Source organism: Frankia sp. Hr75.2, assembly GCF_949319125.1.
GTDB classification, from domain to species: Bacteria; Actinomycetota; Actinomycetes; order Frankiales; family Frankiaceae; genus Parafrankia; species Parafrankia soli.
In genome coordinates this window covers 233,465-255,155 of the sequence record NZ_CASGGV010000111.1, presented here as the reverse complement: position 1 = coordinate 255,155, position 21,691 = coordinate 233,465, and the positions used below count along the sequence as shown (strand labels likewise).

Here is a 21,691-nt window from a genome sequence, read left to right as displayed (position 1 = left end):
CCTTCCGTAACTAGTTATGCAGCGAAATCGCTACCTGACTGGATTTTGGTCGGATTAACCAAAAATTCGTTGCGGCAAATTCGATGCGTCAGGGACGGGTCCGTCGATTTGCCGCGGGCGCGATGCCCGTGCGGCGCGCGTGGCCGGGCCGCACGCGCCGCGCGCGAGCGGGTTAGCGCAGGTGACGGGCCCGCGCGGCGAGCGCGGCCAGGGCACGCGTCCACGCCGTGGCGAGATCACCGACCGCGGATGCCGGGAGCCCGCCGGCGCCGGACGTCCACCGGGCGACCAGCCGCAGGCCGCCGGGCAGGTCGAGCGCCCGGATGATCACCGTGAGCGGGAAGGGGTCGGCGCGCGCGGAGTTCCAGCCGGCGAAGAGACCCTCGTCCTCGCGCGCGACATCCCAGTCAGCCGGCTCGGGCCGCGACCACCTGCCCTCGTAGTTCAGGTAGACCGCCGGCTGGCCGGCGCGGGCGAGGACCGGCGCCGTGCGCGGGTTCAGATGGCGCAGCAGGCCGTAGCCGCTACCGCCCCGAGGGGTCTCGGCCTTGCGCCGGTGGACGGCGACGACCGCGGCGTCCAGCGCCGCGCCGGCCGCCGGGTCGCCAAGGTCGACCGGCCGCTGATCCAGGCAGAGCGGGTGGACGTCGGCGAACCACCCCACGGTGCGGGTCAGGTCCGCCTCGTCCACCTCCGGGTCGACGCGGCCATGGCTCTGCAGGGCGACCACGAGCCCGGCGGCCTGCGTGCCCTCCCACCGGCGGCGGCAGTCGGCCACCGCCAGCGCCAGCGCGGCGAGCAGGATCTCGTCGACCCCGACGCCCCAGACAGCGGGCGCGACCACCAGCACGTCGCCGGCCCAGGTCTCGGGAATCGTCGCGGTTACCGCCCCGGCGTCGCGCTCGACCACCGCCGTGTCGTGCTCCGGTGCCGCCCGCTCGACCGCCGCGACCGCCGCGACCTCCTCGGTCGCCGCGGTCGCCCCGTCGACCGGGAGCCGACTGTCCTCCCCCGTCGCGAGCTCGCTGGGCGCACCGGCCGGGCGCGGTAGCGGCGCGCCGCCCTCGACGGTCCGGAGCCAGTACGCCAGCTCCGCCTCCCGCTCGGGTCGCCGGGCTTGCTCGGTGACACCCAGCGCCCACCGCCGGTAGGACGTCGACACCGGCGCGAGGGCCGGTACGCCGCCCCGGGTCAGGGCGTTCCAGGCCGCGGCGAGATCATCCAGGATGATCTGCCAGGACACCCCGTCGGTCACCAGGTGGTGCACGAGGACCAGCAGCCGGCCCGAGCTGCTGTGCCCGGCGTCGAACCAGACGACGCGGACCATCGCGCCGGCGTCGGGGTCGAGCTCCCGGTTGGCGCGGAGCGCCTCGGCGGCGAGCGTCCGGTCGAGGTCGTCGTCCGCGCCCACCTCCACCCGGCGCACCCACGAGCCGACACCGGCCGGGCCGGGCGGAGGCACATCGAGGTACCACGCCTCACCGCCGTCGGCGCTGGTCGCCGGCAGGCCGTCGGGGACGGTGCCGGTCGCCGCACGCACCAGCCGGGCCCGCAGGATCTCGTGCCGCTCCGCCACCGCGGCCAGGACGGCCCGCAGCGCCGGCAGGGTGACCGAGGCCGGGACGTGCAGCAGCATGGGCGAGGAGAAACCGTCCACACCGCCGCCGGCGGCCCGCAGCGCGAGCAGCGGCGGGGTCGGCGGCACCACGCCGACGCCGTCGCCGGCCACAGCCGTGGCGACGGCACCAGGAAGCGGCCCGACCCCGGTCGTGACGACGGTGCCCGGGAACGCCCCGGCCCCGGTGAGCACCGCCGCGAGCTCGGCCGGCGTCCGGTGCCGGAACACCTGGGCCGGCCGGACCACGAACCCGTCGGCCCGCAGCCGGCTGACGAGCCGCATCGAGATGATGCTGTCGCCGCCGAGGGCGAAGAAGTCGTCGTCGACGCCGACGGCGGTGGGCTGCCGCCCCGCCTGTTCCTCTGCCGCCGGCCCGCGACGGCTGTCGCCCAGCCCGAGGACCTCAGCGAACAGCTCGCACAGGCGTGCCTCCGTCGCCGAGGCCGGCGCACGGCCGGCTGCCGAGAGCGCGAACCGGGGAGCCGGCAGCGCTGCCCGGTCGAGCTTGCCGTTGGGGGTCATCGGAAGCCGGCCCGGGACGAGCACCACCGCCGCCGGCACCATGTACTCGGGCAGGTACTCGGCCGCGTGCACGCGCAGCGCCGCCGGGTCGAGCCGGCCACCGCCGGGCGCCGCGCCGCCGGGCACAGCGCCGCCGGGCACCGGGCCAGTCTGCGCCGGGTCGACCGGCACGACGTAGGCGACGAGCTGGAGTGATCCAGGGCGGTCCTCCCGGGCCAGCACGACCGCCTGGCGCACGCCGGGGTGACGCATCAGCACGGACTGGATCTCGCCCGGCTCGATCCGGTAGCCACGGATCTTGATCTGGTCGTCGGCCCGGCCCAGGAAGTCCAGCACCCCGCCGGGGCGCCAGCGCGCCCGGTCGCCCGTCCGGTAGAGCCGGTCGCCCGGCCGGCCGAACGGGTCGGCGACGAACCGCTGAGCGGTCAGCTCCGGGCGTCCGAGATAGCCCCGCGCCAGCCCGCGGCCGCCGATGTAGAGCTCGCCGACCGCCCCGACCCCGACCGGCCGCAGCGCGGTATCCAGCACGTAGGCGCGGGTGTTGGGGTCGGGGACGCCGATCGGCACCGCGCCGGTCCAGTCCGGGTCCGCCTGCCACAGGGTGGAGTTGACCGTCGCCTCGGTCAGGCCGTAGGCGGCGACCACCCGCAGGTGGCTCGACCAGCGGCGCACCGTCTCGATCGGCACGGTCTCGGTGCCCACCACCAGCACCGCGCCCGCCGGCAGCGCGCAGTCCGCCGGCAACGCGGCGACCAGGGCGGGCGGCAGGATCATGTGCGTGGCGCCGTGGTCGGCGAGGTACCCGGTGAGCTCCGGCCCGGCGACGCGCCGCTGCGCCGGCACGATGATCGCGCGCCCGCCGACACACAGCGCCATGCACAGGTCGAAGACCGCGACGTCGAACCCGACCGAGGCGAACTGCGCCACCCGGGACGTCCCGTTCACCCCGAGCCGGTCGACAGCGGTCGCGACCAGGCTGCCCACACCCTCGTGGGTGACCACCACACCCTTGGGACGTCCGGTCGAGCCCGACGTGTAGATGACGTAGGCGGCGCTGTCGAGGCTCGTGGCCACGCCGGTGCCGGGCCGGGCCGGGTCACCCGTGGCCAGCTCGGCCGCCGTCCCGGGCTCGTCGAGCAGCACGAGGTCAAGCCCGGGCGCGCCGGTGCCCGGCGCGCCCGGATCGCCCAGCGGCCCCGGCACTCCGAGCGCCCCGAGCGCCCCGAGCGCGATCAGCTCCTCGGCGTGGCCGCGGGTGGAGACCAGCAGCCGGGCGCCCGCGTCGGAGATCATGAAGGCGACGCGGTCCGCCGGGTGGTCGAGGTCGAGCGGCAGGAAGGCGGCGCCGGTCTTCAGCACCCCCAGCAGCGCGACGACCAGGTCGGCCGAGCGCGGCACGGCGACGGCCACCACCGATTCCGGCCCCGCGCCGCGGGCGGCCAGCAGCCGTGCGAGCCGGTTCGCCCGCGCGTCGAGCTCGGCGTAGGTCAGCTCGACGTCCTCGCAGACCACGGCCACCTCCCCCGGGGTGCGGTCGGCCTGGGCCTCGAAGGCCGCCGGCCAGGTCAGCTCGGTGACCGCGCGCCCGGTGCGGTTGAACCCGGTCAGGACCAGATCCCGCTCTGCGTCGTCGAGAACGGGCAGGGCAGCCAGCGGTGCTGTCGGGGCCGCGAGCACGGCCTCGGTGAGCAGCTGCAGCCGGCGGCCGAACGACGCGGCCGTGGCGTGGTCGAAGAGGTCCGCGCTGTAGGCGAGCCCGACCGCCAGCTCGGTCGTGCCGGCCTCGGTGACGCGCTCCAGGAAGTCGAAGGAGAGGTCGAACTTGGCGGTGGCGGCGCGCACCGGCTCGGGCCGGGCCGTCACGCCCGGCAGGTCGAGCCCGGCGGCGGCGCCCGCCGCCGGCAGGTGGACGACCATCACCTGGAACAGCGGGTGCCGGGCGAGGGAGCGCGGCGGGTTGACCGCCTCGACGACCCGGTCGAACGGCAGGTCCTGGTGGTCGAAGGCCGCGAGGTCGGCGGCCCGGACTCGGCCGAGCAGCTCGCCGAAGCTCACCGGCCCCGACAGGTCCGTCCGCAGCACCAGCGTGTTGAGGAAGAAGCCCACCAGGTCGTCGAGCCGCTCGTCGCCGCGGCCGGCCACCGGGCTGCCGATCGGGATGTCGTCGCCGGCCCCGAGCCGGTGTAGCAGCGTCGCGACCAGGGCCTGCAACACCATGAACAGGCTGACGTCGTGCGCCCGGGCGGTGGCGCGCAGTCGGTCGAGCAACTCGGCGTCCCAGGTCAGCTCGACGACGCCGCCGCGGTGGGACGGCTCGGCCGGCCGGGACCGGTCGGTGGGCACCGCCAGCTCGACCGGCAGCCCGGCCAGCTCGCGGCGCCAGAAGTCGCGCTGGGCCGAGGCGGGGCTGGCCGGGTCCGACTCGTCCCCCAGCAACGCGCGCTGCCAGAGGGTGTAGTCGACGTACTGCACCGGCAGCGCGGCCCATCGCGGCGCCTCGCCGCGCAGCCGGGCGCGGTAGGCGGTCGACAGGTCACGGGCCAGCGCCTGGTCCGAGCCTTCGTCGGCGGCGATGTGGTGGACCAGGAACTGGACCACGTGCAGCCGCGGGTCGAGCCGGACGGCGGTGACCCGCACCGGCAGCTCACGCTCGAGGTCGAACACCCGTGCCGACGCGTTCTCCAGACGCCGGGCCAGGTCCCCGGCGGAGCCGAGCTCGATCAGCTCGACGTCCACCCGGGCCGCGGCGGGGTCGAGGACCCGCTGGTGGGGCACGCCGTCCGGGGCGGGGAAGACCGTGCGCAGCGCCTCGTGCCGGGTGACCACGTCGCCGACGGCGGCCTGCAGCGCACCGACGTCGAGCGGCCCTTCCAGCCGCCAGGTGACCGGGATGTTGTAGGTCGGGCTGGGCCCCTCCACCTGGCCGAGCACCCACAGCCGGGCCTGGGCGTGCGACAGCGGTGGGCGCTGCGGCCGGTCGGCGGGCGCCAGGGCGGGCCGGGCCGCGGCCACCGCCCCGTCGAGCCGGCGGGCCAGGCCCGCCACTGTCGGCTCGTCGAAGATGTCGCGGGCGGAAACCTCCACGCCGAACACCGAGCGGATCCGGCTGCGCAGGCGCATCGCCAGCAGCGAGTGCCCACCCAGGGCGAAGAAGTCGTCCTCGGCGCCGACCTCCACCGTCCCGAGGACGGCGGCGAACTGCTCGGCGAGCAGCTCCTCGCGCGCGCCGCGCGGGCGGCGGCCGGGCCACGCCGCCGGCTCGCCGGGTGCCGGCAGGGCCGCGCGGTCCAGCTTTCCGCTGACGGTGCGCGGCAGCTCGGCCACCGCGACGAACGCGCTCGGCACAAGATGGGACGGCAGCGTCCGCGCGAGCTCGGAGCGCAGCGCGCCGAGATCGGCCACGGCGCGATCGCCCGTCGCGCGATCGCCCGTCGCGCGATCGCCCGTCGCGCGATCGCCCGTCGCGCGATCGGCCGCGGCGGGATCGGCCGGGCCAGGAACGGCCACGCCGGGATCGACCGTGGCGCAAGGGCCGTCCGGGACGACGTAGGCGACCAGACGCGGGTCTCCCGCGGCGTCCTCCCGGACGATCACGGCCGCGGCGGCGACGCCGGGCAGCGCCAGCAGCGCGGCCTCGATCTCGCCGGGCTCGATCCGGAAGCCACGTACCTTGACCTGGTCGTCGACCCGTCCGAGGAAGGCCAGCGTGCCGTCGGCGCGGCGCCGCGCCCGGTCGCCGGTGCGGTACATCCGCCCGCCCGGGGCGCCGAACGGGTCGGCGACGAACCGGGTGGCGCTCAGCCCCGGCCGGCCCAGGTAGCCGCGGGCCAGGCCGTCACCGGCCAGGTACAGCTCCCCGGGCACCCCGTCCGGGACGGGCTCGAGACCGACGTCCAGGACGAGGGCACGGGTGTTCGCGACGGGGCCGGCCGTGCCGTCACCGTGCCAGCCGTAGGCGTCGACGCTGTACTCGGTCGGGCCGTACAGGTCGTGCGCCACGACACCGGGCAGGGTGCGCAGGCGCTCCCACAGCGGCGCCGGGGTGGCCTCGCCGCCGACCGCGATCACGCCCGGCAGGTGGGCGCCGTCGAGGAACCCGAGGTGGACGAGCTCACGCAGGTATGTCGGGGTGACGTCGAGGAAGTCGATCCGCGCGTTGACCACGTACTCGGCGAGGGCTGCCGGGTCACGCATCGTCGCTTCGTCGGCGACGTGCACGGTGTGCCCGGCGAACAGCCACAGCAGCGGCTCCCACGACCCGTCGAAGCTGAACGACGCCGCGTGGACGGCCCGCAGCGGCCCGTCGCCGCCCCGCGCCGCCACCGCCGGCAGGATCAGCTCCACCTCGTGCGAGGCGAACAGGTTCGTCACGCCGCGGTGCGTGGCGACCACTGCCTTCGGACGGCCGGTGGTGCCGGAGGTGTAGATCACGTACGCGGCGTTGTCGCCGCGCAGCGCCTGGCCCGCCGGCGGGAGGCCGGCGATCGGCAGGTCGGCGGGATGGGCCGCCAGCTCGGCCTGGACGGCCGGGTCGTCGAGGACGACCACCTCCGCCCCGGTCGCCGGCAGCTGGCCGGCGAGGGCCGCGGTGGTGAGCACGAGCCGCGGCCGGGCGTCGGTGAGCAGGAAGGCCAGCCGGTCCGCGGGGTGGTCGGTGTCGATCGGGAGGTAGCACGCCCCGGCGGTCATGACGCCGAGCAGGGCGGGCACCACCCGGGCCCGGGGCAGCGCGAGCGCGACCACGTCCTCGACGCCGGCCCCGCGCCGGGCGAGCAGCCAGGCCATGCTCCCGACCTGCTCGGCCAGCTCGGCGAAGGTCAGCTTCGTCCCGCCGGCCACCAGGGCGGGGCGGTCCGGGCTGGCCGCGGCCGCCGCGGCGAACAGGCGCACCGCGGTGGGCTGCGGCGGTTCCCGGCGCGGGCCGGTGGCGGACCGCAGGGCCCGCCGGCGCTCGTCCCCGCCGAGCAGGGCCAGTCGGCTGACCGGCCGGTCCGGGTCCCGGGCGAGCTGCCCGAGCAGGTCGACGAGCCGGTCCGCCAGCCGCCGCGCGGTGTCGGCGTCCCACACGTCACGGGCGTACTCGACGAGCAGCGTGATCTGGTCGCTCCCGCCGCGGTCGACGAAGGTGACGTCCAGGTCGAACTTCACCGTGCCCGCCTCGGTGCGCAGCCAGGACGTCGGCAGGCCGAGCAGGGTGTGCTCGCCGTCGGCCAGGTGGTGGTAGCCGGTCATCACCTGGAAGAGCGGGTTGCGGCCCGCCGAGCGGCGCGGGTTGACAGCCGCGACCACGTCTTCGAAGGGCAGGTCGGCGTGGTCGAACGCGGCCAGGTCCGTCTCGCGGGTGCGGGCCAGCAGCTCGGCGAACGTCGGGTCGGCGGAGAGGTCCGAGCGCAGCACCAGCGTGTTGACGAAGAACCCGACGAGGTGGTCGAGCGCGGTGTCGGTGCGGCCGGCGATCGGCACGCCGAGCGGGATGTCGTCACCGGCGCCGAGGCGGTGCAGCAGGGTGGCCGTCGAGGCGTGCGCGAGCATCGACATGCTGGCGCCGGTCCGCGCGCACAGGCCGCGCAGGGCCGTCACGGTGGCGGCGGGCAGCTCGCGGGCCTCCCGGCCGCCCGCGCCGTCGCGCACCGCCGGGCGCGGCCGGTCCAGCGGCAGCTCGATCTCCGCCGGGATGCCCCGCAGCGCCTGCTCCCAGTAGGCGAGCTGGCGGCCCGCCGGCGACGACGGGTCGGCCGGCTCGCCGAGCAGCTCCCGCTGCCAGAGGGTGTAGTCGGCGTACTGCACCGGCAGCGGCTCCCAGTCCGGCTCCCGGCCCGCACGGCGCGCGGCGTAGGCGGCGTCGAGGTCCTCCAGGAACGGCCGGTCCGACCACTCGTCGGTCGCGATGTGGTGCAGGACCACGGCAAGCACCGACTCGGCGGGGCTGGTCCGGAACACGGCCAGCCGCAGGGGCGGGTCGGTCCGCAGGTCGAACGGTTCGGCGACGAACCGCTCGACGAGGCGCTGAAGCTCATCCGGCTCAAGGGGTCGCTCCGGGCCGTCCAGGCTCGGTTCGGCGGCCGGGCCCGTCTCCGCGCCGGCGCTCGGAGCGCCCGGGCGCGCGGGGGCGACGTCGACGAACCGGACCTCGGGACCTGCCTCGGCGGGGTCGAGGATCCGCTGGTAGCCCTCGCCGTCGTGCTCCGCGATGACGGTCCGCAGGATCTCGTGCCGGGCCACGACGTCCGCGGCGGCGGCGCGCAGCGCGTCCAGGTCGATCTCGCCGCCCAGCCGGATCACCAACGGGTAGTTGTACGCGTTCGTCCCGCCCGCGACGCGGTCCACCAGCCACAGCCGGCGCTGGGCCGGCGAGAGCGGGATGCGCTCCGGGCGGTCGGCGGGGACCAGCGGCGGCCGGCTCGGCACGGCGGGCTCGTCACCGGCGGCGCCGACCCGGGCCGCGAGCGCGGCCACCGTCGGGGCCTCGAACAGGTCACGGATCGCCAGGTCTGCGCCGAGCGCGGCGCGGGCCCGGCTGACCAGGCGAGTGGCCAGCAGCGAGTGGCCGCCGAGCGCGAAGAAGTCATCCTCGACGCCGACCTCGGGCAGCCCGAGCACCTCGGCGTACAGCTCGCAGAGCGTGACCTCCGCCGGTGACGACGCCGGGCGCGAGGCCACCAGGGCCACGGCGGGATCGGCCTGGGGCAGGCTGGCGACGTCCAGCTTGCCGTTGGCGGTGCGCGGGATCTCGCTCAGCGTGACGTAGGCGGCCGGCACCATGTAGTCGGGCAGGGCGGTGGTGAGGTCGGCGCGCAGCAGCGCCGCCAGCGCCGCGGCACCACGGGCCGCGGTCGGGTCGTTGGCGAGTGGCGGCGCGGCCTCGCCGCCCGCCGGGTCCGGCAGGTAGCCGTCCACGCGGGGGCCCGCGCCGACGTCGACCGCGCGCACGAACACCGCGTCCAACAGGCCGGGGCCGGCCGCGGACAGGGTGAGGTGCTGCTCGTAGCCGAGCCGGTCGGCGAGCGCGAACAGCTCCTCGGGGTCGACTGCGTGCTCAGCGTCGACCGCGCGCTCGGGCGCGGCGGCACCGCCCGGGACGTCCCGCCCGGCGACCCGGGCCGCGAGGGCGAGCTCGCCGGCCACCCGCGCGTCGGGGATCGCCGCGACCCGCAGCATCGGCGGGCGGCGGTCACGCAGATGCGCCTCGATCGCGTCGGTACCGGCGACCGGATGCCCCCAGACCAGCACGGGGGCCTCACCGAGACGCACCGGCGGCGCGGCGGACGGGATCGGCCGCTCGGCCGACGAGACCGGCGGCTCGGGGGGCGGCTCCGGCGGCGCGGCGGGCCGGCGCAGCACGACGTCGAACCGGTGCCGGGTGAGCTCGTTGTGGAACGAGCCCCGCTTGACCCGCAGCGAGAGCTCGGCGCCGGTCTCGCTGGCGAGCGCGGTGAAGAACTCCGGCGCCAGCACCAGCTCCTTGTCGAGCCGGACCCGGCGATCGACGGCCGGCGCGAGCCGGGCGAGGTCGGCGTCACGCAGGCCGCCCGCGGGCTCGGCGAGCCCGCCGGGACCGGACCGGCTCACCTCGATCGCGGTGTGGAAGGCCCGCAGCCTGGCGAGGTTGCGCACGTCCCCGACGAAGAGGGCGCCGCCGGGGGCGAGCAGCTCCAGCGCGGCGCGCAGCACCCCGCGCAGGTACTCGGGGCTGGGAAAGTACTGCACCACCGAGTTGATCACGATGGTGTCGAAGAGCCCGGCCGGCAGGCCGTCGGTGACGTGCGCCGGCTGGCAGCGCAGCTCCAGGCCGGCGAAGCGGGGGTCACCGGCGGTCTCGGCCCGGAGCTTGTCGATCACCGGGGCGGCGAAGTCCGTCCCCCAGTAGCTGTCGCACTCCGGCGCGAGCTGGCCGAGCAGCAGACCGGTGCCGACGCCGATCTCCAGGATGCGACGCGGGGCGAGCTCGCGGATGCGCTCGACGGTCGCCGCCCGCCACTGCCGCATGTGCTCCAGCGCGATGGGCTGCCCGTCGTAGCTGGAGTCCCAGCCGGCGAAGTCCTCGCGGTGCACCGCGGTCGGGATCTGCACGTACTCGTCGCTGTAGACCTGGCGCCACTCGCCGACCTGGTCGGCCTCGACGGCAGCCCGGTCGGCGGCGGTCAGCTCCGCGGGCACGACGTAGGCGACCAGCCGCCGGGTTCCCGGCGCCCCGGTGTCGTCGGCCGCGACGACGGCGGCCTGGCTGACCCGCGGATGACGGTCGAGCGCCGCGGTGATCTCCCCGAGCTCCACCCGGTAGCCGCGGATCTTGACCTGTTCGTCGGTGCGGCCGAGGAAGTCGAGGTTCCCGTCAGCGGCGCCGCGCACGACCAGGTCACCGGTGCGGTACATCCGCCCGCCGGGGACCCGCGGGTCGGCGACGAAGCGGGTGGCGGTCAGGGCGAAGCGGTCGAGGTAGCCCCGGGCCAGGCCGTCGCCGGCGATGTAGAGCTCGCCTGGGACCCCGTCGGGCACCGGGTGCAGCCAGCCGTCCAGTACGTAGGCGCGGGTGTTGCGGATGGGGCGGCCGACGGTCGGCGTCGGGCTGTCGGCGGTGCCGGCGCCCAGAGTGTTGATCGTGTACTCGGTGGGGCCGTACAGGTTGTACCCGGCGGTGTCCGCGGTGTCGCGCAGCCGGTTCCACACCGCCTCCGAAACCGCCTCGCCGCCGAGCATGACCAGCGGCGGCCGGTGCAGGCCCCCGGGCCCGCTCCCGGCTTCCGCGGTGGCGCCCGCGGTCGCGGCGGCGCCCACGGTCGCGGGCGGCCCCGCCGGAACGTCCTCGGCGCGGTCGAGCAGGCCGAGCTCGAACAGGTGGTGGGCGTAGGTGGGCGTCACGTTCACCACGTCCACCCGGTGGACGTCGCAGTAGGCGACGAGGGCCTCGGCGTCACGGCGCAGGTTCTCGTCGCACACATGTACCTCGTGGCCCTCGACGAGCCAGAGCAGCTCCTCCCAGGACATGTCGAAGGCGAAGGAGACGGTGTGCGCGATCCGCAGCCGGCGCCCGCCGGCCGCCGCCACCGCGGGGGCGAAGATCTCCTCGCGGTGGTTGAGCTGCATGTTGGTCAGTCCCCGGTAGGGGGTCACCACTCCCTTCGGACGCCCGGTCGACCCCGAGGTGTAGATGACGTAGGCGGGGTGGTCGAGGCGGTCGGCGCGGTCCCGGGCGAACAGCCCGAGCTCGGCGTCGGACAGCTCTCCGGCGCCGGTGGCTGCGAGCTCCGCGGCCATCGCGGGGTCGTCGAGCAGCAGTCTCGGTACCGGCTCGTCGGGCCCGGCGCCGGCGCCGTCCAGGTAGGCGGCGGTGGCGCCGGTCGCCACCAGCAGCGCCGCCCCGGCGTCGGCGACCATGCCGAGCAGGCGGGCGGGCGGGTGGTCGAGCTCCAGGGGCAGGTAGGCGGCCCCGGTGCGCAGCACCGCGAACAGCGCCACCACCATGTTCACCGAGCGGCCGAGCCCCAGCGCGACGACCGTCTCCGGGCCGGCGCCGCGCGCGAGCAGCAGCCGGGCCATCCGGTTGACCCGCGCGTCCAGGTCGGCGTAGCTGACGCGCTCGTCGCCGAACACCAGCGCGGTGAGATCGGGCGTGCGGGCGACCTGCGCGGCGAGCATGTCGGCGACGGTCTCGGTGCCGACCGGGAGGAACGGCTCGGCCCACCTCGCCGCGAGCTCCGCCCGCTCGGCCGGCAGCAGCACCTCGACCGACCCGACCGGGACGGTGACGTCCCGGACCAGCTCGTCGAGCAGCCCGCGGAACCGGTCGAACAGCGCCGCAGCCCGCTGCGCGCCGACGACGTCCGGCCGGTACTCCAGGCGCATCGTGATCCGCGTGCCGGGGAACAGCACGAACGTCAGCGGGTAGTGCGTGTGGTCGATGCTGGTGCCGCCGGTGATCCCGAACCGGTCGCTGCTCTGCTCGGTGGCCACCTCGTCGATGAAGTTCTGCAGCACGTACAGCGTGTCGAACAGCTGCGTGCGGCCGCTGGCGCGCTGGATGTCGCCGAGCCCCAGGTACTCGTGGTCCATCACGTCGACCCGCTGGTCCTGGACCCGGCGGAGCAGGTCCAGCACCGACTCACGCGGGTCCAGCCGCACCCGGACGGGCACGGTGTTCAGGAACAGGCCGATCACCTCGTCGATGCCCTCGACGTCGGTGGGCCGACCGGCCACCGTGGTGCCGAACACGACGTCGTCGGAGCCGACGGCGTTGCCGAGGACGAGCGCCAGCGCGGCGTTGAACACCGTGTTGACGGTGATGCCGTGGCGGCGGGAGAGCTCCCGCACCGCGCGCGCCGTCGACTCGGCCAGCTCGGTGGTGATCCGCTCGGGCTCGATCGGCGGCAGCCCACGGGCCTCGGGCACCACCAGCGTCGGGCCGTCGAGGTCGGCGAGCGCGGCCCGCCATGCATCCTCGGCGCCCGCGGTGTCCCGGGCCCGCAGCCAGACCAGGAAGTCGCGGTAGGAGGCGGCCGGGACGGGCAGCCCCTCGTCACCGCCGCCACGTTCGTAGAGCCCGAGGAGCTGGTCGATGACCAGGGCGCCAGACCAGCCGTCCCAGACCAGCACCTGCCGGTTGAAGACCAGCCGGTCGTGGTCGGGGCCGAGGCGCAGCAGGGTGAGCCGCCACAGCGGCGGGTTCGAGATGTCGAAGGGGCGCTCCCGGTCGCGGCGCGCCAGCAGCTCGGCCTGCTCGGCCCGCTCGGCAGCGGGCAGGCCGGTGAGGTCGGTCTCCTCCAGCGGCGCGGGCAGCTCGGTGACGACGAACTGCAGCGGCGCGGGCAGCCCGTCGCCGAGGAAACCGGCGCGCAGCGTCGGGTTGCGCCGCATGAACGTCTCGCAGGCGCGGCGCAGCCGGTCTACGTCGAAACGGTGGCCGAAGTCGAGCGCGAACTGGGCGGTGTAGGCGTCGCTGGAGCGGTCGAAGGCGGAGTGGAAGAACAGGCCCTCCTGTAGCGGCGAGAGCGGCCAGATCTCGGCGACGGGCCCCGGGCTCACCCGCTCGACCCGCGCCCGCTCGGCCGGCGACAGCTCGACCAGGTCACCGGTCGCTGCCGGGCCGGCGGCGCCGTCCGCACCGGTGACGGCGGCCGGACCAGCGGTGTCAGCCTGGGCAGCGGCGCCAGCCAGGACGGCATCGTCGGCCAGGCCGGCCAGGCCGGCCAGGCCGGCGAGCGCGGCCAGCCAGGCGGTGGCCAGGGCGTCGGCCGCGGTCCGGTCGATCACCGTGGTGAGGTAGGTGAGGGTGGTCCGCAGCACGGGCCCGTCAGGCGTCTGGACGCTGACGGCGTCCACGGTCAGCGGGTAGGCGACGCCCATGGCCGGGTCGGGCTCGGCGGCGAGCGCGTCGAACTCCGGTGCCGGCGCCCAGGCGTCGGCCGCGTCTGCGCCGAACCGCCCGAGATAGTTGAACAGGACCTCCGGGTGCTCCGCCCCGGCGAGCACCGGCGCCGCGGCCGCGTTGGCGTAGCGCAGCAGCCCGAACCCGGCCCCGCCGTCGGGGATCTCGCGCAGCCGGCCCGCCACGGCCTCGAGCGTGCCCGCCAGCCCGCCGGACGCCAGCCCGCCGGAGGCCGGATCGCCGGAGGCCGGGTCGCCGGAGGCCGGCAGCCGGACGGGTGAGATGGCGGTGAACCAGCCGACCGTCCGGGAGAGGTCGACCTCGGGCGCGATCGGGTCGCGGCCGTGGCGCTCGAGATCCACGAGCAGGTCGGACGATCCGTCCCAGCCCCGCTCGCGGCGCCAGCCGGTGACGGCGGCACGCAGCGCGGCAAGCAGCACCGCGGTGACGTCGGTTCCCGCCGCCGCGGGAACGGAGGTGAGCAGCGGCGCGGTGGCTCGCGCGGGCAGCTCCACGACGAGGCGGTCGGTGTCGGCGATCGTGCCCGCCGCAGCGGGGGCCGCTCCGGGAGCCGCCGCGGCGCCGGTCGCAGCCGCAGCGCCGGTCGACGGGGCGCCGCCCAGCAGCCGACCGCCCGGGGCGAGGGTCGCCGTCCAGTGCGCGAGCTCGGCGAGGCGGGCCGGGTCCTGGGCGCGTTCGGCGGTGATCCGGGCGAACGCGCGCAGCGAGGTTCCGACCGGGTCCAGGTGGGGAGCTCGCCCGGCGAGCACGGCCGCGAAGGCGGTCCGCAGGTCGGCGAGCAGGACCCGCCAGGAGACCCCGTCGACGACGAGGTGGTGTGCGACCAGCAGCAGCCGCCCGGGCTGGTCGGAGCCGGCGTCGAGCCAGCTCACTCGCAGCATCGCGCCGGCCTCGGGGTCGAGCCCGTCGGCCGTCGCGGCCGACTCGGCCGCGACGGCGGCGCGCAGGCCGGCCTCGTCGAGGCCGGCGATGTCCACCCGACGCAGCAGGTCGCCGGCACGCGCCGAACCGACCGGCAGGGTCTCCAGCAGCCACAGCGCGGGCGACAGGCGCAGCAGCCGGGCCCGCAGCGCGTCGTGCTGGTCGAGCAGGGCCTGGACGGCGTCCCGCAGCAGGTCCACGGTGGCGCCGGCCGGCGTCGAGACCAGCATGGCCTGGTTGAAACGGCGCACCGGCCCGCCCCAGCTCGCCAGCCGGGAGACGATCGGGAGCGGGGTGAACACGCCGATCGCCTCGGGATCGGCACCCAGGCCCGTTCCCGCTCCGCCAGGGCGGTCAGGCGCGGCGCCAGGTCCGGCGAATGCGGCCGGCCCGTCGGGCGCGGTGGAAACGGCGGAGGCGGCGGGCTCGGTGCGGGCCGCGAGCTTAGCCGGGGTGCGGTGGGTGAAGACGTCCCGGGGCGTGAAGCCGACCTGTTCGCGCCGGGCACGGTTGACGAGCTGGATCGCGCTGATGCTGTCGCCGCCGAGGGTGAAGAAGTCGTCGTCGACCCCCACCTCGTCCAGGCCGAGCACGCCCGCGAACACCGCGCACAGCGTTCGCTCCCGCTCGGTGCGGGCGCGGGTGCCGGTGGAGACGCTCGCCAGATCCGGCGCCGGCAGGGCGGCGCGGTCGAGCTTGCCGTTGCCGGTGAGCGGGAAGGCGTCCAGCGCCAGCACGGCAACCGGCACCATGAACTCGGGGAGCATGGCGGCGGCGTGCCGGCGCAGCTCCTCGGAGTCGACCCGGCGCCCCGGAGCGGCCACGACGTAACCGACCAGCCGCCGCTGCCCCGGCTGGTCCTCCCGGGCCAGCACCACGGCCTGCTCCACCGCCGGGTGGGTCGCGATCGCCGCCTGGATCTCGCCGAGCTCGATGCGGAAGCCTCGCACCTTGACCTGGTCGTCGGCCCGGCCGAGGTACTCGAAGCCGCCGTCGGCGGTTCGGCGGGCGAGGTCGCCGGTGCGGTACATCCGGGCGCCCGGCCCGCCGAACGGGTCCGCGACGAAGCGGGTGGCGGTGAGACCGGGCCGGCCCAGGTAGCCGCGGGCGAGCTGGGCGCCGCTGACGTACAGCTCGCCGAGGCCGCCCGGCGCCACCGGCCGCAGGTGCTGGTCGAGGACGTGCACCCGCAGCCCCGGGATGGGCCCGCCGACCAGGCTGGCCCGCGCCGCCGCGACGACGGCCTCGTCCAGCCGCAGGTAGGTGACGTGCACCGTCGTCTCGGTGATGCCGTACATGTTGACGAGCACCGGGGCGTCGTCGCGGTGGCGGGCGTACCAGGCGGGCAGCCGGCCGAGGTCGAGCGCCTCGCCCCCGAACACGACGTACCGCAGCGCCAGCCCCGCCGGGTCCTCCCCGCCCGCCCGGTCGGCCTCGATGAGCTGGCTGAACGCCGACGGGGTCTGGCTGAGCACGGTCACCGACTCCCGCCGGAGCAGGTCCAGGAACAGCTCCGGCGACCGCGAGACGTGGTGGTCGACGACGACCAGGCGGCCGCCGTACAGCAGCGGGCCCCACAGCTCCCAGACGGAGAAGTCGAACGACGCGGAGTGGAACATCGTCCACACGTCGGTCTCGTCGAAGCCGAACCACGGCTGGGTGTGCGCGAACAGCCTGGTGACCGTCTGGTGCGGGACGACAACGCCCTTGGGACGTCCCGTCGAGCCCGAGGTGTAGATCACGTAGGCCGCGTTCTCCGGCCGGGCCCGGCCGGCGGCGGGCAGCCGGGCCGGGGACTGCTCCGCGAGCGCGGCCACGACCGGCGGCGCGTCCAGCGCGATCACCGGCACCCGGGTGCGCGCGGGCAGGGCCGGCAGCGCCTCGGTGGAGGTCACCAGGCACACCGGTGCCGCGTCGGAAAGCATGAAGGCGAGCCGGTCGGCGGGGTAGGCGGTGTCGAGCGGCAGGTAGGCCGCGCCCGCCTTCTGCACCGCGAGCAGGGCGACGACCAGGTCGATCGAGCGCGGCAGCGCCACGGCGACGAGCGACTCCGGCTCCACCCCGCGGGTGGCCAGCAGGCGGGCGAGGCGGTTCGCGGCGGCGTCCAGCTCGGCGTAGGTCAGCCGCCGCTCGCCCCAGGTGACCGCGACGGCGTCGGGAACCCGCGCCGCCTGGGCCTCGAACAGCTCGGGAAGTGTTGTGTCGGTCGCCCACGCACCGGTCGGCTCGTCCTCATCCGGACGGGTCGCGGCCGGGGCGGCGCCGACGGTGCCGGCGGACGCCACGGACCCGGCGGACGCGCCGATGGCGCCGACGGGCCTGTCCGGATCTGCGACGGCCGCGGCGAGCAGGTCCAGGAGCTGGTCGGCGAGCGCGGTGACGGTAGCCCCGGAGAGCAGCTCCGGCCGGTAGCCGAAGTTGATACGCAGCCGCTCCCCCGGGATCACCCGGATCGTCAGCGGGTAGTGCGTGGCGTCGTGGCCGTCCAGGCCCTCCAGGCGCAGGCCGCTGTCCGGCCCGAGCAGGCCGGCCGGGTCGAACGGGTAGGACTCCAGCACGAACAGGGTGTCGAACAGCTCGGGCAGCCCCACGGCCGCGTGGATGTCGGTCAGGCCCAGGTGGTGGTGCTCGAGGGTCGCCGTCTGGTCGGCGCGCACCCGGTCGAGCAGGCCCACGAAGCTCTCGGCCGGGTCGAGGGTGACGCGGACGGGCACCGTCGCGAGCAGCAGTCCGATCATCTCCGCGGCGCCGGGCAGCTCCGCCGGCCGGCCGGCCACCGACGTCCCGAACACGACGTCGTCGCGCCCGACCGCGCGGCCGAGCACGACCGCCCACGCGGCGCGCAGCACGGTGTTGAGGGTGAGCCCGCGCTCGCGGACGAAGGTTCCCAGGCCGGCGGTCAGGGCGGCGTCGGCGTGACGTTCCACCGCGGCGGTCACCCCGCCGTCCACCGTGTCCCGCTGATCCACGGCCTGATCGGGAGCCTGCTCGGGGACCTGGTCCGGGGCGTGGGCCGCGGTCTGGGTCGGGGTGCTCGGGCGGGCGGTGGCCGCGGCCAGCAGCGTCGGCTCGGTGACGCCGGCCAGCGCGGCGGCCCAGGCCCGCCGGGAGGCGTCCCGGTCCTGGCCGGCCAGCCAGCGCAGGTATTCCCAGTAGGACGGCGCCGGCGGCGGCGCGGCGGCCGGCCCGTCCGCCCGGGCGAGCTCGTACCGGCGGAACAGCTCACGCAGCAGCAGCGGGACGGACCAGCCGTCGAGCACCACGTGGTGCGGGCTCAGCACGAGCCGCCAGGCGTCCGGGCCGGTGCGCAGCAGCAGGAAGCGCACCAGCGGCGGCGCCGTGAGGTCGAAGGGGGTCTGCCGGTCGGCCCGTCCCAGCCGCTCGGCCTCCGCCAGCGCCTCGGCCCGCGGCCAGCCCGCGAGGTCGACCTCCGTCCACACCTCGTCGAAGGCGGCCGGCGCGAGATCGGCCAGCACGATCTGGACGGGCGCGTCGCCGTCGTACAGGAAGGCGGTGCGCAGGTTCTCGTGCCGCTCGAACAGGGCCCGGCCCGCCGCGCGCAGGCGGGCCGGGTCGAGCCGTCCACGCAGGTCGACGACGAACTGCAGGATGTAGGCGTCGGAACCGGCCGCGCCGGGAACCGTCCCGGACCCGTCGCCGAGCAGCGAGTGGAAGACCAGGCCGGCCTGCAGCGGCGACACGGGCCGGACACCGGTCAGATCCGGGTACCGGGCCCGCCAGCGCTCCAGGTCGACGGCGCTCACCCCGGCGAGATCCGCGTCGAGGGCTGTGTCGGCGGGCGGTGGCACAGTGGCCTGTTCCGCCGCGGCGGCGAGGGACGCCGGGGTGGGGTGGCGGAAGATGTCCGGCAGCACGCAGGCCAGGCCGGCGGCGCGGGCACCGGCGACCACCTGGAACGCCAGGATGCTGTCGCCGCCGAGGTGGAAGAAGGAGTCGTCGGCACCGACCCGCTCGATGCCCAGAACCGTCCCGAACAGATCGCAGAGCAGCGACTCGGCGGCGGTGGCCGGCGCCCGCGACCCGGCCGCCGCGGCGAAGTCCGGCCGGGGTAGCCCGCGCCGGTCAAGCTTCCCGTTCGGCGTGGTCGGCAGGGCCGCCAGCTGGACGAACGCTCCCGGCACCATGTGCTCCGGCAGGGCCGCCGCCAGGTGCTCACGCAGCAGCGCCGGGTCGACCACGGTCCCCGGCGCGGCCGGCACCACGTAGGCGACGAGGTGCCGCCCCGCCGGGCCGTCGTCCCGGGCCACCACCGCGCAGCGCGCCACCGCGGGATGCCGCCCGAGCACCGCCTCGATCTCGCCCGGCTCGATCCGGAACCCGCGCACCTTGACCTGGTCGTCGACCCGGCCGAGGACGTCCAGCTCGCCGTCGGCGGTCCAGCGCGCCAGGTCGCCGGTGCGGTAGAGCCGCCCCCCGGCGCTGAAGGGGTCGGCGACGAAGCGGGACGCGGTCAGGCCGGGCCGGCGCAGATAGCCGTCCGCGACGCCCGCCCCGCCGATGTACAGCTCGCCGGGCATGCCGGGGGCGACCGGGGCCAGCGCGGTGTCCAGCAGGTAGACCTGGGTCGAGCGGATCGGACGGCCCACGGTCGGCCGTCCGTCGCCGGCGACCGGGCCGGCCGTCGACCAGATCGTCGTCTCGGTCGGCCCGTACAGGTTCACGACCTCTTCGGCCCGTTCGGCGAGCGTGGTCGCCACCGCCGGCGGCAGGCCCTCTCCGCCGCTGAGCACGCGCACCCCGGGGAAGCGGTCGTCGCTCGCCGCCAGGATCGACTGCCACATCGAGGGGGTGGCCTGCGCGACGGTGATCCCGCCGCCCGCCAGCAGCGCCGCCAGCGCGGTCGGGTCACGGGCCTCGTCCTGGCCGGCCAGGTGGACGGTGGCGCCGGCGGTGAGCGGGGCGAGCAGTTCCAGCGCCGCGATGTCGAACGACAGCGTCGTCAGTGCCAGCACCCGGTCGCCGTCACCCAGCTGGAACTGGTCGACCATGCTGGCCAGGAAGTTCGTCAGCGCGCGGTGCGGCACCACCACGCCCTTGGGACGCCCGGTCGAGCCGGACGTGTAGATGACGTAGGCGGCGCTTCCCAGCTCCGCCGGGACCGCGGCCACGGCCGGCGGTTCGGGCACCGACCCGGGCTCGGCCCCGAACTCGGCCCCGGACTCGGTCCCGGCGGCCGGCCCGTTGACGAGGACGACGGTGACGCCGGCGGGGATGGGCAGCGTCGCAGCGAGCTCGCGGGTGGTGATGAGCAGCGAGGGCGCGGCGTCCTCGAGGACGAGCGTGATCCGGTCGGCCGGGTACCCCGGGTCCACCGGCAGGTAGGCGGCGCCGGCGCGGGTCACCCCCGCCAGGGCCACGACGAGGTCGAGCGTGCGCGGGAGCGCCAGCGCGACGATGGTGCCCGGGCCGGCACCCAGGCCGCGCAGCCGGTAGGCGAGCGCGTCGGCCCGTCCGACCAGCTCGCCGTAGGTCAGGGTGCCGCCGGACGTGACGACGGCGGCGTGCCCGGGAGCGCGCGCGGCGCGCCGCGCGAGCAGCTCGGCCCAGGTCGCGTCGGGGCTCGGCGCCGCGGTGTCGTTCCAGTCGACCAGCGTCCGCCGGCGCTCGGAATCGGTGAGCAGGTCGACGGCGGCGAGCGGCCGCCGCGGATGGCGCGTCGCATGGTCGAGGAACGTCTCGAGGTGGCGGAGCACGGCGCCGGCCAAGCCGGCGGTGACCGCGGCGGTGAGGAACCCGGCCTCCAGATCGAGCTGGTCGGCCCCGATCTCCACGGTGACTCCCAGCGGGAACTGGGCGTCACCGGTGTGCAGCGGCCGGCGCGCGCCGCTCAGCTCGCGCGCGCCGAGGTGCTCGGCAGCGGCCGTCCGCACGGCGAACAGGGTGGTGAACACGCTCGAGACGCCGTCGGAGCGGTCCGGGTTGACCGCGCGGACGACGTCCTCCAGGTCGACGTGCTGGTGGGCGAAGGCGCCGCGGCAGGTCTCGCTGGTCCGCGCGAGCAGGTCCCGGAAGGAGTCGCCGGGGCGGACCCGCACCCGCAGCGCGACCGTGTTGCCGAAATAGCCGATGAGGCGGTCGGCACCGGGCTGGTCCCGGTTGACCACGGGCGAGCCGACCACGATGTCGGTGGCCCCGGTGTGCCGGTGCAGCACCGCGGCGAAGGCCGCCAGCAGCACCATGAAGGGCGTGGCGCCGTGCTCGACCGCGAACGCGCGCACCCGCCGCCCGAGCCCGGCCACCGCCGGGTGGACGACCTGGCCGCCCGGGTCGGCCAGTTTGCCCGGGTCGGCCGGTTTACCCGGGTCGGCCCCGGCGGCGGTGGCGGCCGCCACGGGCTCGCCGCCGGGGAGCCGCAGCGGCTCGGGCAGCGCGGTGAGCTGGCCGCGCCAGTAGTCCAGCGCCGCCGGGTCGGGGTCCTGCGCGTCAGCGCCCCTGGGTTGCCCGGCCACGTCGATGTACTGCGCCGTCCGCTCGTCGGCGGGCAGCGGGCCGTCGCCGGCCCGGAGGTTGTCGTAGTGGGCGAACAGCTCCCGGAAGAAGATCTCCCAGGACGCGTCGTCCCAGGCCACGTGATGGGCGACCACCACGAGGACGAACCGGTCGGCGGCGAGCCTGATCAGCGTCACCCGCAGCGGCGAGGAGCTGGTGAGGTCGAAGGGACGGCGGGCCGCGCGCCGCGCAATCTCGTCGGCGAGCCGCTCCCGGCTGGCCGAGGGCTCCCCGGAGACGTCGTGGCTCGACCACTGCGGGTCCAGCTCGGCGTGGACGACCTGCTCGGGCCGGCCACCGGCGGGCACCCGGTAGGTCGTGCGCAGGATCTCGTGACCGCGCGCGACGGCGCGCAGGGCCGCGTGCAGCGCGTCGGCGTCGACCGGACCGGTGAGGTCGAAGGCGGCGGCGACGTTGTACGCGGCGCTGGACGGGTCGAGCTGCTGCAGGAACCACATCCGGAGCTGGCCCGGGCTGAGCGGATGGCCCTGGCCGGGCACCCGCCGGCCGCGCACGGGCGGTGCCGCCGGGTCGGTGGCGGCGAGCTGTTCCGCCGCGAGGCGGCGACGGAGCAGCTCGCGCTTGCGCTCCTGGGGCTCGGGGCTGGCCACGTGTCCACTACCTCCGGATGCGACGCGGGCGAGCCGCGCGGACCCCGCCGCCCGGACAACGCCGAGGCACGACGGCGGCGGCGCGGGAGACGGGTAGAAAAATGCGATGGTCGGCGATGTTCCGAC

1 protein-coding gene is annotated in these 21,691 nt (G+C 76.2%); it reads right to left on the bottom strand.

Annotation, left to right across the window (positions count from 1 at the left end; translation table 11 throughout):
- Nucleotides 1-172: 172 nt before the first annotated feature.
- Nucleotides 173-21,565 carry an amino acid adenylation domain-containing protein gene (locus tag AC559T_RS10875; protein WP_498868609.1) on the bottom strand — a complete coding sequence of 7,131 codons (21,393 nt, stop codon included), beginning with the start codon at nucleotides 21,563-21,565 and terminating at the stop codon, nucleotides 173-175.
- Nucleotides 21,566-21,691 lie beyond the last annotated feature (126 nt).